This is a genomic window from Photobacterium sp. NCIMB 13483 (assembly GCF_003025475.1).
Lineage (GTDB): Bacteria > Pseudomonadota > Gammaproteobacteria > Enterobacterales > Vibrionaceae > Photobacterium > Photobacterium piscicola.
On sequence record NZ_PYLV01000005.1, the window covers coordinates 74,860 to 87,643 of the forward strand.

Consider the following 12,784-nt stretch of genomic DNA (forward strand, 5'->3'; position numbering starts at 1 on the left):
TTATTCTGCCATTATTGTCGGCCCATTGGGCACATTGATAGTATTAAAGGGAGCAAGTAAACGAGGATTATGGCTAATATCAACATCATTAACCAACGTTTGATCATAATTTAAGTACATGAGTAACGGATTATCACTCACATCTATTGTTTTTAAATGATTAAAACTAACATTAACAATTTTTAATTGAGGATTATCCGTCAAATTCAAATGGCTCAATTTATTATGTTCAACACTCAATAGTTGTAATTGATGATTATGGCTAACATCAAGATAAGTCAATTGATTTGATGATAAATCCAAGCTATTTAGATCCGTTAAATAACGTATTTCTCGCGCATCTCGTATATTGAAATGGCTACATCTTAAAGAAGTGATCTGTTGAATATTTTCTTTGCCTTGCGCAATAACACAGCGCTTAAAATTAGGATCAAGAAATGTTAATGAGCTAACTGTTTTAGGTTGTGCGCACCCTGAGAGTACAGCACTAATAATAGCTGTGATTACAATATTATGAACATGACGATGACTACATTCCAACACCTGACTAAACCTGCCTTAAAGGACGAATAACAGATTCTAATCCTTCTATTTTAAATTCAAGTGCCAATGCCATTAGTGTACCCAACTGCCCTTCGGGGAACCCCTGCTTTTGAAACCACAACAAATATTCATCCGGTAAATCAATTAATACTCGACCTGCATATTTACCAAAAGGCATTTTCATATTAGCCAATTGCACAAGATGTTGTTTTTGAAACATAAAGCCCCCGATAATGACATAAATAACTAAAATAACAGCAACTAAAAAGAAAATAGCCCCTAAAAATACTCGCAACAGATAATCTACCATATTAAAAATAATAAATACCATGTAGATATTTACTCGATTATTATCCTATTATTTAACAGCTGAACATTTACATTTTTAGCGATCTTTGTCACACTTAACGTCCGTTTTTTTCATTGATAGCAAACGGATATAACAAACAACAGATAATCACCACACTTTTTTTCCTCTATACGCTGATTATCAATATAGAAAACAAATAAAATCTCAATACCTTACGGTACACCTCGTCAATAAGATTAAGAGAATCTCTATGAAAAAAACGTTACTAACAACGCTATTTATCACAACCCTATTAACAGGTTGTGCGAATTCACCTAAAACGACAACTGATCTTATCAATACTTGGGCTGTAAGTTCTATTGATGGTTATACTCAACCTATCGATGCATTAACAACTAAGCCACAGCTAATTATTAATAAAAATCTTAATGTTAGCTATTCTGGCTGTAATACATTAACAGGTAAAATACGCGTAACGGCTCAGGATATTACGACCAAAAATTTAGTTTCAACTCAAAAAATGTGTATTCAAACAGAGCAAGCAACCGTTGATGGTTTTGTAAAGCAAATGCTAACAGGCCCATCTAATTTTTTAGTTAATAATAATACCCTGATTTTAAGCTCAGATAATCACACTGTGACTTTTAAGCGTGTTGAAAACAAATAAGTTTATATTTAGGCCCACAACAAAAAAACAATGATTGTGGGTCTTGCTAACTATTAGATTATTGATACAGATAACAATTCAGCAACAATACGTTTTAATAAAAATGTTTCGCGCTCAATTGACATCCCCTTTTTATCAGAAAACTGCATGGTGTGTTCATTATGAGCAATGGCATCAAAAATATTAATCCATACCGGTCTCATACCATTTTTCTGCTCATAATCTTCTAATTGTGTTTTACCTAATTGTTCATCAATCGAGCAGGTATAGCAAAATGATTCCATATGAACAATATCATATTCAGCTTTATGCCAAGGTCTAAACTCTTCATATAACCCAAACGGCTTAATATTACGCACATTCATCGCACCCGTTTCTTCAGCTAATTCTCGACTTAATCCTTGAATCTGATCTTCCCCAGCATCAATGCCACCTCCGGGTAGCGTGTAATCATGATAACGTGCGGTGTATAACATCAAAATATTATCACCATTGAGTACAATCGCACGTGTTGCTTGGCGATGATATATTCTCAACGTAGGTGATTGAAGATCAAGCTTGGTTAAATCAGTGTGTATTGACGATTTTAAAAAGCGCATCACGGTTACTCATTTTATATTGCAAGCGAACATTCTACCGAATCAATCGTTAAAACACGAACCCTCTATATATGAAAAAGCCTCCATAACTGGAGGCTTATTGGTAGTAAGTACTAATTACCAGTTAAACAAATTATTGAAAAAACCTTCAACTTTATGTTTTACTTTTTCAACTTGGCAATTTTGTTTAAGATCACCATGTGGGTCCCAAATAGGCATTCGTGTTTTACCTGCACAACTTGGAATATACTCACCATCAGCGGCAATATTATATTTTTCAGCTTCAATATTTGCAGGTTGACGCAACAATAATGGCTCAGGCTTACGGTGTTGAATATAGTTAGTATAGAGACGTAAGGCACCACTCGCCCCCGTTAAATGGGTACTCTTATTATCATCGCGTCCCATCCAAACAGTAACGACTTCACGGCCATCAATACCCACATACCAGCTATCACGGCCATTATTTGTGGTACCCGTCTTACCCGCTAAATGAGTATTTGGAAACAGTTTATTCAATGAATGAGCCGTGCCAAACTTAACGGTATCTTGTAGTGCAAACATCGTTAGCCATGCCGCTTGTGGCGGAACAACTTCAGCCGCTTTTGGCCAGTTTTGATATAGCACCTTACCCGATTCATCGACTACCGCATTTAACGCCGTTAATGGTGCTAAATAGCCTTCATTACCAATACCTTGGTACATTTGTGCAACGTCTAACGGTGACAAACTAATAGAACCAAGGAATAAAGAAGGCACTTGAGGGATATCTTCTCGTGGAATACCTAATTTGGTTAACGAATCAGTTACTTTATCAACACCAACTGCCATACCCAGATTTACAGTGGGCACATTGTACGATTTCGCCAACGCAACAAATAATGGCACTTCACCACGGTATTTACGATCGTAGTTACGTGGACTCCAAGTGGCACCATCATGCATTTTGATCGATAGCGGTTGATCTTTTAAGGACGTTGCAAGGCTAAACTGCGCTGGATTTTCCAACGCACTGAGATACAAAGCAGGTTTAATAACGGATCCCACTTGGCGCTGAGCATTTATTGCGCGATTATAACCTGCAAATCCAGGTTTATCTCCACCGATCATCGCACGAATTTCACCCGTAGTACGATCAACAATAACCACTGCGGTTTGTAAGTCTTTACCTGCGCGTTTTTGCACTTCAGGCATAACTTTAGCAACAGCTTCTTCCGCTAATTTTTGTGATTGAGGATCAAGCGAGGTAAAGATCCGTAATCCTTTACCGGCTTCAAACGCTGTTCCTGCTTTTTGCTCAAGTTCCGTTTTAATTTGATCAAAATAAGCAGGTTGACGTTTAGCCAGTTGGCCTTTTTTCTGAATATCAAGCGGCAGCTTAATCGAAGCTTGATATACTTTATCACTGATTTCGCCATCTTTGTTCATCAGGCCCAAGACAATATTACGACGTTCTTTAGCGCGCTCTGGATGACGCCAAGGGTTATAATAAGTTGGCCCTTTTACCATGCCAATTAATAGAGCAAGTTGATCAACCCGTAACTCAGATAATGGTCGGTCAAAATAATAACGTGATGCTAAAGCAAAACCATGAATACCATGACCACCAAACTGAGCCAGATATACTTGGTTCATATAGGCATCAAGGACTTCTTGTTTGCCATAGCGAGTATCAATAATGATCGCCATGTAAGCTTCTTTGAATTTACGCCAAAATGAACGCTGACTGCTTAAAAACATATTTTTAGCTAATTGCTGCGTTAGCGTACTACCACCTTGAACAGTGTGACCCGCTTTAATATTGGCAACAAAGGCGCGTGCGATACCCACTAATGAAATACCATCATGTTCATAGAAATGACGATCTTCTGTATCAATCAATCCTGCGACCAACAATTTAGGCATTTTATCTTCAGGTAAATAAATACGCTGTTCATCTGAATGGGCTTCTAGCATCCCTAACATTTTAGGATCTATGTGCAAAAAGCCTAATTCACGATTAGAATCTAAATCCATGATGCGAGTAATGCTGTCATTATTAAACGACACCGAAACATGACGCGCCCCTTCCGGCCCTTCTTTAAAATTGAATGGTCGACGGACAAAATCAACTTTCCAACCGTTAGCTGCGTATTCACCACTTTGATCTGGGTGTGCAACCTTTTGATATCCTAATACTTTAAGTTCATTTACCAAGGTATTGTATGTTATCGGCGCACCAGGCTGTAATGCCATTTCACGCGCATAAACAACAGAAGGCAATTGCCATAATTGACCTGCAAACTTAGCGCTAATTTGTTGGTTTAAGTTATAACCTAAATAAGCCATACCAGCAGTACCAATTAATGCAGCACCAATTAAGGTTCGCACAACAACACTGCGTTTTTTCTTTGTTTGAGGCACTTGAGAAGGTGCTTGTTGATTATTTGACGTCATAAGCCTGTTCAATGTAATAAGTTCGTCATTACCACCTTATAATTCACGGTGGCAACCAACGTATATTGGTAAAGCATTCGCTAAATGATACCAGCGTCTGCACACTGATTTTAAATGAAATTATTATAACTTAATGTGTAAATTTGGTTGTCATCACGTTGTCAGATATTTCGGCGCCAATCTATCAGTTTGGGTTTTATTAGCCTTTTAGACATAAATACTCCAAAATACGCTTCTTTATTTATTCGCCCATGATCAATCCTGATCGGCGTCGTGGTATCTGCGAGAAATTATATGCAACGTGATTATACTTTAAACTGCCTTTTAACCATGCCGCGACATGAATTAGAAGAATTTAGCCTTCGCGTAATCGGTCGTATGGTACCAGAAGATGTAATGCAGGAAATATTTACCTTTGATCAAGAAGAAATCGACAGTGACGAGCGTTTAAAATCAACCCAGTTTGATGCGATGTTACGAATGACCGCAATTGCCTTGGGAGAAGTGAATGTTGCATTTTCTGATTCTGATAATGCTAAACAAAATAGTGAGCGCATGATCCGTTTATTATTATGGCATTTTTATGCAATATCTTTTCAGCTAGAAGAAGCGATAACATTAGAACAACACTGTGCTGAAGTAGAAAAAATCTTAGTCAATGCACCAGATAATGCGTTTGGTTGGGTCAGTGTATTAACTGAATTGCTGCACCGTTATGCTACGTTAAGTGAGCAAAAAAGCACATCATAACTGCTAGTCATTATAGCTATCACAACAGTATATAATTTGTGACACTATTACATAACAAAAAGGCGTACCCTTCTAGGTACGCCTTTTTTAATGCTTAATTGCCGATCTTTTATCGTGAATTACACATCACTATTAATAATCGAAATCGCTGTACTCCGGACTATCGAAACGCGAACGAGTCACACGACGTTTCTTCTTACCACGAGATTGCAGATCTAAATCCTGAAAATCATCTGCAAATTCAGAATTGAATTTTGATTTGCTGCCTTTGTGAAATTTTTGGTTTAACTTAGCCATTTGCGTTTCCTGAACTACATCCAGAGTAGATAATTATTAAAATAGAACACTGGCAATTGTAATGTTCTATTGTGACAAAACAGTGCTAAGTTGATGCAAAAAACATGACAGACAATCCGGTCCATAGTTCATTGTTTCTTACCCTAGCAGTATTTTTTCTTAGACTAATTCAGGAAATCGCTCCCGTACAACAAGTTATTTTACTGGTAATGACAAATAATTCAAATCAAATGCTTTCGATCACATTCTGAAACGGAACATCGACAATTGCATTAATTAATGCTTCTTTTTCACTACCTTCGCGCCATACTAAATAAAGACTCTGCTCCATAATTGGTGCGTCTTCAACAACATACAATTTACCCAAATCAGCGTTACTTGAGACAATAAGCGAAGGAAAATATCCAACCCCACCATTTGCCAAAAGATAATCGAGTGCCATTTTGCATGAATGGGTATGCAGTACAGGCGTACGCTGTAATTCAGGTATGCGACTGTGTTCCACCGAAAAACGCGTTCCCCAATCAAGATAGATTAAAGGCATGTCACGCACACTATGCATATTACAATTAGGTTGGTGAGTCACTAACTGTAATTGATAGTCTCGTACTTTTTGAACATGTAAGTTTTCAATTTTAGGTGGTTCACTGGTAATGAACAAATCAATACTTTTATCAAACAATCGTTTTGCCATACCTTCTCGTTTTACAGACTCTAAACGTAAAGCAAGGCCGGGTACGGTGGCATAAATACGATTAATCCAAACTGAGATACCATCAAATTCCCAAAATAAAGGCGAGGCACCAATCGCCAACTGGGTATTTAGACTATCAGTTAACGCTACATCTTGTTTCGCTCGCCCCCACGTTTGCAAAATTGCTTCTGCATAAGGCTGTAAACGCTCACCAGCAGCAGTAAGATGCACATTTCCACGCTGACGAGAAAATAGTGGGTTACCTAATTGTGACTCAAGCTGGCGGATACGAAAGCTAACTGCAGATTGGGTCAAATATAAGTTATCTGCAGCACGACCAAAGTGACGTGTTTTGGTAACTTCCAAGAACGTTTTAAGTAATTCAGTATCCACGGAAAAATTCTCAATAATAAGAGTAGGTTAAATAAAAAAGAAACGGTATAAATCGCGCATTATATAGCGAATAAATTCAATGTTAATACCTAATAGAATAGTACAACCTATTATCGCTGAATATTAATCAAATATTTTCATCATAACAATAAAAAATAATTGATTTACAACTTTGCAAGTCTGGATAAATATCAGCGCAAATCACATCAAGGACTTTATGAATGAGAAGTGAAGGTAAATTTTACGACGATAAAAATTTCCCACGCGGCTTTAACCGCTCGGGTGTTTTTACTATTAGTGAAGCCAGCGTATTAGAAAACTATGGACGTTCTATGCGAGCGCTATTTGATGGCACTACCCAACCTATTGATGAGTCTGAAGTTCAGTTTTTAGCTGAAGTTCAAGGCCAACAACAAGCAGTGTCTGAATTTGGTAAATGTTGGCTCAAATACCTAAACCACACCAGTCATAAAACACGTAGTTATACATTATGTGTTTCACAACGAGCACATACGACAGGCTCTTTCGGTGAAGATGATGATAGCGATAGTGGCACTGATAACGATCTCGATTATTAAGTAATACTTTTAGAAACGGATTTTCAAGACAATCGCCAACAAAATGAAGCCATCCCACTCTGTGTGATGGCTTATTTCTTTATATTAGCCTGTGCAATAATTTAACAGGCCACTTTTTGGTATAGCTATGAAAATTTGTTTTGTTATGTATCCGTGGGAACGCGTTGAAGCAGAAAACGACTCTACTTTACGTTTGATTCACGAAGCCGCAAGCCGCGGTCACACGGTTGCAATTACAACACCGAGTAACTTAACCATGCGCGACAGTATGGCAATTGCTTTCTGTAACGTATTAAAAAAAGGTGAAGTCTCAAACAATATTCCAAGCTTCTACCGCAAAGCTGAATTTAATAACGCCGAACTACCGTTAGCGGGCTTTGACGTTATTTTTATGCGTGCTAACCCACCGTTAGACACCATGGCACTGAACTTCCTTGATTCAGTGCGCGACCACACCTTTATCGTTAACGATATTGATGGCCTACGTGTAGCTAATAACAAACTTTATACCGCTTCATTACCCGATCCAAACAAAGAATTTATTCCTGTTACTCACGTGTCTAAAAACCGTGATTACCTTGAACGTGTTCTTGATGAATCACCACAAGAACGCATGATTCTTAAACCGTTAAATGGTTACGGCGGTAAAGGCGTTATCTTGATTGAAAAGAGCGCTAAATCAAGCGTTAAATCACTATTAGATTTCTACATTGGTGATGATCAAAACTACGTTATTCTTCAAGACTACATTGAAGGCGCTGAGCAAGGCGATGTACGTATCATGCTACTTAATGGTGAACCTATCGGTGCTATGCGTCGTATCCCTGCAGAAGGCGATGTACGCTCAAATATTCATGCCGGTGGTCGCGAAGTAAAACACGTATTAACCAAGCAAGAACTTGCCCTTTGTAAGCACATTGGTCCTAAGTTAGTACGTGATGGCCTTTACTTCGTTGGTTTAGACGTAATTAACGGCAAATTAGTTGAAGTTAATGTATTAAGCCCTGGCGGCATTACCCGTATTAATCGCTTAAACCGTGTGAAATTACAGCGTAATGTGCTCGATTTTGTAGAAAGCGTAGTAATGGCAAAAGAGGTTGGCATCACTCGCAAAAACGATTTTCGGAAGGTAATTGCAGATGCAGCTTACTGAGTTAGAAATTTTAGAAAAAATCCGCACTCTTACGCCATTTGAAGCCCATCTCGATGATGGTAGCTTAATGATTCGCATCAGTGAGTATCAGCCTTATATAGCAACAGCGATCCATAACGGTCATAAACTACGTCAGTCATTGCAATCACAGTGTGCATTGACTGAAGAAGAACGCTATTTTGAAGAAGATCCCTTTACTGGTGATTTTATTTCTTCATTACCGATTGTATTGCAAGGTGAAGATTCACGATATGAGTATGATCTCAATCGTGCACCTGAAAGTTGCATCTATGATGACGCATGGGGTAAAAATGTTTGGCTAGCGCCTCTTAGTGATGCTGAACGCGAAATAACCTTGGCTAAACACCAAAGTTACTACCGTATTCTACAGTGTTTAGTAGAGACGTTAGAGCTGCAATTTGGACTATGCCTAATTTATGATATTCATTCGTACAATTATCAACGCATTGATACTGCAACACCGACATTTAATGTGGGCACGATGCAGGTTAACCGTCGTCGCTGGCGTAAAGAAATTGATGTTCTATTAGAAGGGCTTAACAATGTTGAGCTACCTAATATTGATGTCAATGCACTTGAGAATGATATTTTTAAAGGTTTAGGCTACCAAGCCGCTTTTATTAAGCAACACTTCAAAAACACCTTAATTATGCCGATTGAGGTGAAAAAGATTTTCATGAACGAAGAAGGAGGCGAAGCCTACCCACTCGTGATTGAAAAATTGAATGAATCGATGAAGACAGTGATCACTGAACATGCAGCGTTCACTATCACTAAACGCACTAAAGCTAAAGGGCTTACTGGTAGTGATGTATTAGCATCTAACCTTTCAAAAGAAGTGCTAAACCTTGACCGTCAGTTGTATAAAATAGCAAGAGGTATCAATACCTTAAGCTATATTAACCCAACTAACCTAAAGCAAGAAAAAAGACGTTTTTTAAATAAGCCATACAGTTATCAGCCACAGTTTACTTACCGTCAACTGGATTTGGATCCGTATAAATTCCGTGAGCAGCTTTATCGCTTACCCGTTGAAACTATTCGTGATGCTGACGTACAAAAAATGTACCGTAAAGTTATCGATCAGTTAGCTGTACGTATTGATTTGCTATGCAGCATTGGCACTGATGAATTTTTATACAATTCATTGCGCTATTACGGGCAACCTGATGAGCGTGATATTGCTAATGCGAAATTTATTCTTCATGCATGTGAATATAAAGATCAACAACCTGCAAATATCAGTGCTAAAGAAGCAATCGAAGCCTTTAAAATCGCGGCTGCTGAATATGACATCCCTTGCAAAGTAGTATCATCAAAGCAATTAATTGCCCGTGCAATGGTAAGTGGCAAAGTGATTAAAGTTAATCCAAATAGTCGCTTTACCCAAGATGATTTAGATGCGTTGATCCACCATGAATTAGGTGTTCACCTTGTTACTTCAGTTAATGCTGAAAGACAACCACTTAAAATTTTACAACTAGGCTTACCAGGTAATACCCATACTCAAGAAGGCCTAGCGATTTTATGTGAGCATTTATCTGGCAACTTTCCACTTCATCGTCTAAAAACATTGGCGTTACGTGTGGTTGCAGTTGAAATGATGGTTAATGGCGACAGTTTTAACGATTGTTTTAATAGTTTACGTCATGATTATGATGTATGTGATGATGAAGCCTTTACCATTACAGCTCGTGCTTATCGTGGTGGTGGTTTTACAAAAGACTTCCTTTACTTACGTGGCTTAAAAGATGCCATTCATGCGTACCAAACAGAAGACCTAACCTCATTATTTATTGGTAAAACAGGGTTTGAATTTAAACCGTTACTTGATGAACTGATTGAGCGTGGTATTTTAAATACGCCAAGCTTTATGCCAAAAGCATTGGATATCGATGCCGATATAGATCCTGTAATGGATTTTATGTTGAACTCTATTCGATAATCTGCAGTATAAATTTTTCATCATTTATTATTACTAATATCGAGATACAAAAAAAGCGACCATGATGGTCGCTTTTTTATTACCCATAAAATCAAAAGATTACATAGGTAGACGTTTACTATCAACGCGGATAATAACGCAAATTAACACAACTAATGTCACTGCAATAGCCGCTAACAATGTAAACACGCCATTCCATGAGTAAGCTGTTTCAATCATTGCAATCGGCGCACCAGCAAGCGCTGCACCAATATAAGTTACACCACCTTTAAGACCCGTTGCCGCACCAGCACCATCGGCATGTGACGCTTCAATAATACCTAAAGCAAATAGCATCTGTGGCGCATAAATACCAGCACCAATAATGAAGAAGCATAGCGCTACAAGTAAGTAACTCATATGGATAGTTAGAGCAACACCTACCATACCGCCAATCAACACAAAGCTATAAATTAAAATTGTTTTCCAACGATCGGCACCAAAGAATTTATCGGAGATGATACCAGAGGTTAAGCCACCAACAATACCGCCGACTTCAAACCAAGCCACTAAAGAATTAGACTTAACCAAATCCCAATGCAGCACATCAACGAAGTAAACACTTACCCAGTCACTTGAAACAGTACGAATAACGTAGATACATAAATCACCACCAATCGCTAACCAAATAATTGGGTTAGTTAAAATGTAGCGTTGAAACATTACCCACATTGATAATCCAGCTTCAGAACGCTCATTTATTTCTAGTTGTTTCGCATCATTACGCCATACACCAACGTTAGGTAAACCATAATTTTCAGGCTTACCGCGCATCAAGATAGCGGCAATCAAAGCTTGTACGGCAGTAATAGCCGCTGGTACATAAAACGCATAACGCCAGTTACCTGTGTAAGCAATCACAGCAGAGGCAATTAATGGTGCTAATGCGCCGCCAACATTATGCGAAGTATTCCAAAGTGAATACCAACCACCACGTTCAGATTTTGAATACCATTGGCTGATCGCTTTCGCAATAGGTGGAAAACCACAACCTTGAACAATAGCCGTAGAACAGTACAACACTAACAGCATAGTGACACTGTTCGTCATACCAATACCAACGTTAATAATGGCAATAACAACAAGTACTGGAGCTAAAAATAAACGAGGGTTAATTCTATCGGCAAGAAGGCCTGAACTAAATTTTGAAAGGCCGTATAGAATATAATAAATCGATGAGGCTAAACCAAACTGAACTACGGTCATGCCAAGATCTTTCATTAACAACGGTGCCGCAGCAGCAAACGCTTTTCTTGAAATATACATCACTGTATAGGTTAAGAAAGTCGTGATAATTATTTGCCAACGAAGGCGTTTATAAGTCGCATCGAGCTTAGGATTATTCATTAAATATGTATCGTTCAAAGAGGTTTTTTAGAGAGCGCACAGCCTACTCTTCGACACAATTAGTTACAATTTAATTATTCGTTCATTATTTAGTCTTTGGAATATTCATTTGCAACATTAATACATAAACTTATCCGACCAGATAAAAACCTAATAAATTTAAATTTTATAGAATATAAAATCAAATATATGAAAACAACAGCAACTCATGAAGACCAAATCATGACTGACAGCATAATAATTTGCTAAAAACGACTTTTTTTAGTTAAAAAAAGACTAATTTAACGATCATAAATCAACATGAAACACTAACTAGAGCAACATTCTCGCCAGCAGAATAACAAACCACAAGATCTAAAATAATATTATTAAATAATAGCCAATAAAAAAGGCAGTCTTCACTGCCTTTTTATTAATCATGCGGTCAAATTAATTGGCAGGAACAACTCGTGTTGTACGCCCTTGCTGATAAAGATCGACGCGTTGTCCAACTTTAAAGATCATATTAGGATCAACTTGTTGCACAACAGCAACAGTACGTCCACTATCAAGTTTGATGACAATATTGACACCTTGGCGTTTACCAATCGCATCACCAGCGCTACTACCTAACGCACCACCAGCAAGTGCACCACCAATGGCTGCAATATCAGAGCCTGAACCACCACCAATTTTAGATCCTAAAATACCGCCGACAGCAGCACCGGCAAGTGTACCAATCGTGCTTTCACCATCAGAATTCATTGTGACGGCATCTAGTTTGGTAATTGTTCCAGTCGAAACCGTTTGCATAGTACGAGCTTCATCAACATTATAAGCATCGCCATAAGGGTTTTGAGCACAGCCTACAACACCGAATGACAATACCATTGCCACAGCGACCATTACTTTTTTATTCGTCATCGATTTATGACTCAAGACAACCTCCTACTATTAAAGTCTCGTTCTGCTTACTAAGTGTGGCTGTAAATTTAACATTTGCCACATCTTATTTACGCAACTAGCGCCAATA

13 protein-coding genes are annotated in these 12,784 nt (G+C 38.1%); 5 read left to right on the plus strand and 8 right to left on the minus strand.

The window, feature by feature from the left end; genetic code table 11:
• A complete protein-coding gene (locus C9I86_RS06115) occupies nucleotides 1-543 on the minus strand; it encodes a hypothetical protein (protein WP_235865751.1) in 543 nt (180 codons plus the stop codon).
• Between the two features lie 4 nt (nucleotides 544-547).
• The gene (locus tag C9I86_RS06120; RefSeq protein WP_080155517.1) at nucleotides 548-763 is read right to left on the minus strand and encodes a DUF3820 family protein; all 216 of its coding nucleotides are present in this window, start codon (nucleotides 761-763) and stop codon (nucleotides 548-550) included.
• 340 nt (nucleotides 764-1,103) lie between these two features.
• Between C9I86_RS06120 and C9I86_RS06125 the strand changes: the two genes are divergently transcribed.
• On the plus strand, nucleotides 1,104-1,520 hold the full coding sequence (locus tag C9I86_RS06125; RefSeq protein ID WP_080155516.1) for an META domain-containing protein: 417 nt from the start codon (nucleotides 1,104-1,106) through the stop codon (nucleotides 1,518-1,520).
• A 53-nt stretch (nucleotides 1,521-1,573) separates the two neighbouring features.
• Here the strand turns inward: C9I86_RS06125 and C9I86_RS06130 are convergent, their stop codons facing one another.
• Nucleotides 1,574-2,119, minus strand: coding sequence for an NUDIX hydrolase (locus tag C9I86_RS06130; RefSeq protein WP_080155515.1), 546 nt, complete (start codon nucleotides 2,117-2,119; stop codon nucleotides 1,574-1,576).
• A 117-nt stretch (nucleotides 2,120-2,236) separates the two neighbouring features.
• Complete coding sequence (mrcB, locus tag C9I86_RS06135) at nucleotides 2,237-4,555, minus strand: penicillin-binding protein 1B (protein ID WP_107275929.1); 2,319 nt, start codon at nucleotides 4,553-4,555, stop codon at nucleotides 2,237-2,239.
• Nucleotides 4,556-4,849: 294 nt separating this feature from the next.
• Between mrcB and C9I86_RS06140 the strand changes: the two genes are divergently transcribed.
• Entirely contained in the window at nucleotides 4,850-5,305 is a 456-nt protein-coding gene (locus tag C9I86_RS06140) for an exoribonuclease R (RefSeq protein ID WP_080155513.1), read from the plus strand.
• A gap of 132 nt (nucleotides 5,306-5,437) precedes the next feature.
• Here C9I86_RS06140 and C9I86_RS20145 read toward each other — a convergent pair whose 3' ends face one another.
• The gene (locus C9I86_RS20145; RefSeq protein ID WP_162836320.1) at nucleotides 5,438-5,602 is read right to left on the minus strand and encodes a hypothetical protein; all 165 of its coding nucleotides are present in this window, start codon (nucleotides 5,600-5,602) and stop codon (nucleotides 5,438-5,440) included.
• Between the two features lie 226 nt (nucleotides 5,603-5,828).
• The gene (hdfR, locus tag C9I86_RS06145; protein ID WP_080155512.1) at nucleotides 5,829-6,689 is read right to left on the minus strand and encodes an HTH-type transcriptional regulator HdfR; all 861 of its coding nucleotides are present in this window, start codon (nucleotides 6,687-6,689) and stop codon (nucleotides 5,829-5,831) included.
• 221 nt (nucleotides 6,690-6,910) lie between these two features.
• Between hdfR and maoP the strand changes: the two genes are divergently transcribed.
• From maoP to C9I86_RS06160, 3 genes are all read left to right on the plus strand, one after another.
• Nucleotides 6,911-7,267, plus strand: a complete 357-nt coding sequence (gene maoP / locus C9I86_RS06150; protein WP_080155511.1) for a DUF413 domain-containing protein — start codon at nucleotides 6,911-6,913, stop codon at nucleotides 7,265-7,267.
• Between the two features lie 127 nt (nucleotides 7,268-7,394).
• Nucleotides 7,395-8,420, plus strand: coding sequence for a glutathione synthase (gene gshB / locus C9I86_RS06155; RefSeq protein WP_080155510.1), 1,026 nt, complete (start codon nucleotides 7,395-7,397; stop codon nucleotides 8,418-8,420).
• On the plus strand, nucleotides 8,407-10,386 hold the full coding sequence (locus C9I86_RS06160) for a flavohemoglobin expression-modulating QEGLA motif protein (RefSeq protein ID WP_080155509.1): 1,980 nt from the start codon (nucleotides 8,407-8,409) through the stop codon (nucleotides 10,384-10,386). Before gshB ends, C9I86_RS06160 begins: the two co-directional genes overlap by 14 nt.
• Before the next feature lie 99 nt (nucleotides 10,387-10,485).
• Here the strand turns inward: C9I86_RS06160 and C9I86_RS06165 are convergent, their stop codons facing one another.
• Both C9I86_RS06165 and C9I86_RS06170 read right to left on the minus strand, forming a co-directional pair.
• Nucleotides 10,486-11,772 (minus strand): MFS transporter, encoded by a 1,287-nt coding sequence (locus tag C9I86_RS06165; RefSeq protein ID WP_080155508.1) that lies wholly within the window; start codon nucleotides 11,770-11,772, stop codon nucleotides 10,486-10,488.
• Between the two features lie 429 nt (nucleotides 11,773-12,201).
• Nucleotides 12,202-12,675 (minus strand): glycine zipper 2TM domain-containing protein, encoded by a 474-nt coding sequence (locus tag C9I86_RS06170; protein ID WP_080155507.1) that lies wholly within the window; start codon nucleotides 12,673-12,675, stop codon nucleotides 12,202-12,204.
• Nucleotides 12,676-12,784 lie beyond the last annotated feature (109 nt).

Coding starts and splice junctions, on each gene's coding strand:
- C9I86_RS06120 (WP_080155517.1), bottom strand. CDS start 763: ATGTTTCAAAAACAACATCTTGTGCAATTGGCTAATATGAAAATGCCT.
- C9I86_RS06125 (WP_080155516.1), top strand. CDS start 1,104: ATGAAAAAAACGTTACTAACAACGCTATTTATCACAACCCTATTAACA.
- C9I86_RS06130 (WP_080155515.1), bottom strand. CDS start 2,119: ATGCGCTTTTTAAAATCGTCAATACACACTGATTTAACCAAGCTTGAT.
- mrcB (WP_107275929.1), bottom strand. CDS start 4,555: ATGACGTCAAATAATCAACAAGCACCTTCTCAAGTGCCTCAAACAAAG.
- C9I86_RS06140 (WP_080155513.1), top strand. CDS start 4,850: ATGCAACGTGATTATACTTTAAACTGCCTTTTAACCATGCCGCGACAT.
- C9I86_RS20145 (WP_162836320.1), bottom strand. CDS start 5,602: ATGGCTAAGTTAAACCAAAAATTTCACAAAGGCAGCAAATCAAAATTC.
- maoP (WP_080155511.1), top strand. CDS start 6,911: ATGAGAAGTGAAGGTAAATTTTACGACGATAAAAATTTCCCACGCGGC.
- gshB (WP_080155510.1), top strand. CDS start 7,395: ATGAAAATTTGTTTTGTTATGTATCCGTGGGAACGCGTTGAAGCAGAA.
- C9I86_RS06160 (WP_080155509.1), top strand. CDS start 8,407: ATGCAGCTTACTGAGTTAGAAATTTTAGAAAAAATCCGCACTCTTACG.
- C9I86_RS06165 (WP_080155508.1), bottom strand. CDS start 11,772: ATGAATAATCCTAAGCTCGATGCGACTTATAAACGCCTTCGTTGGCAA.
- C9I86_RS06170 (WP_080155507.1), bottom strand. CDS start 12,675: ATGACGAATAAAAAAGTAATGGTCGCTGTGGCAATGGTATTGTCATTC.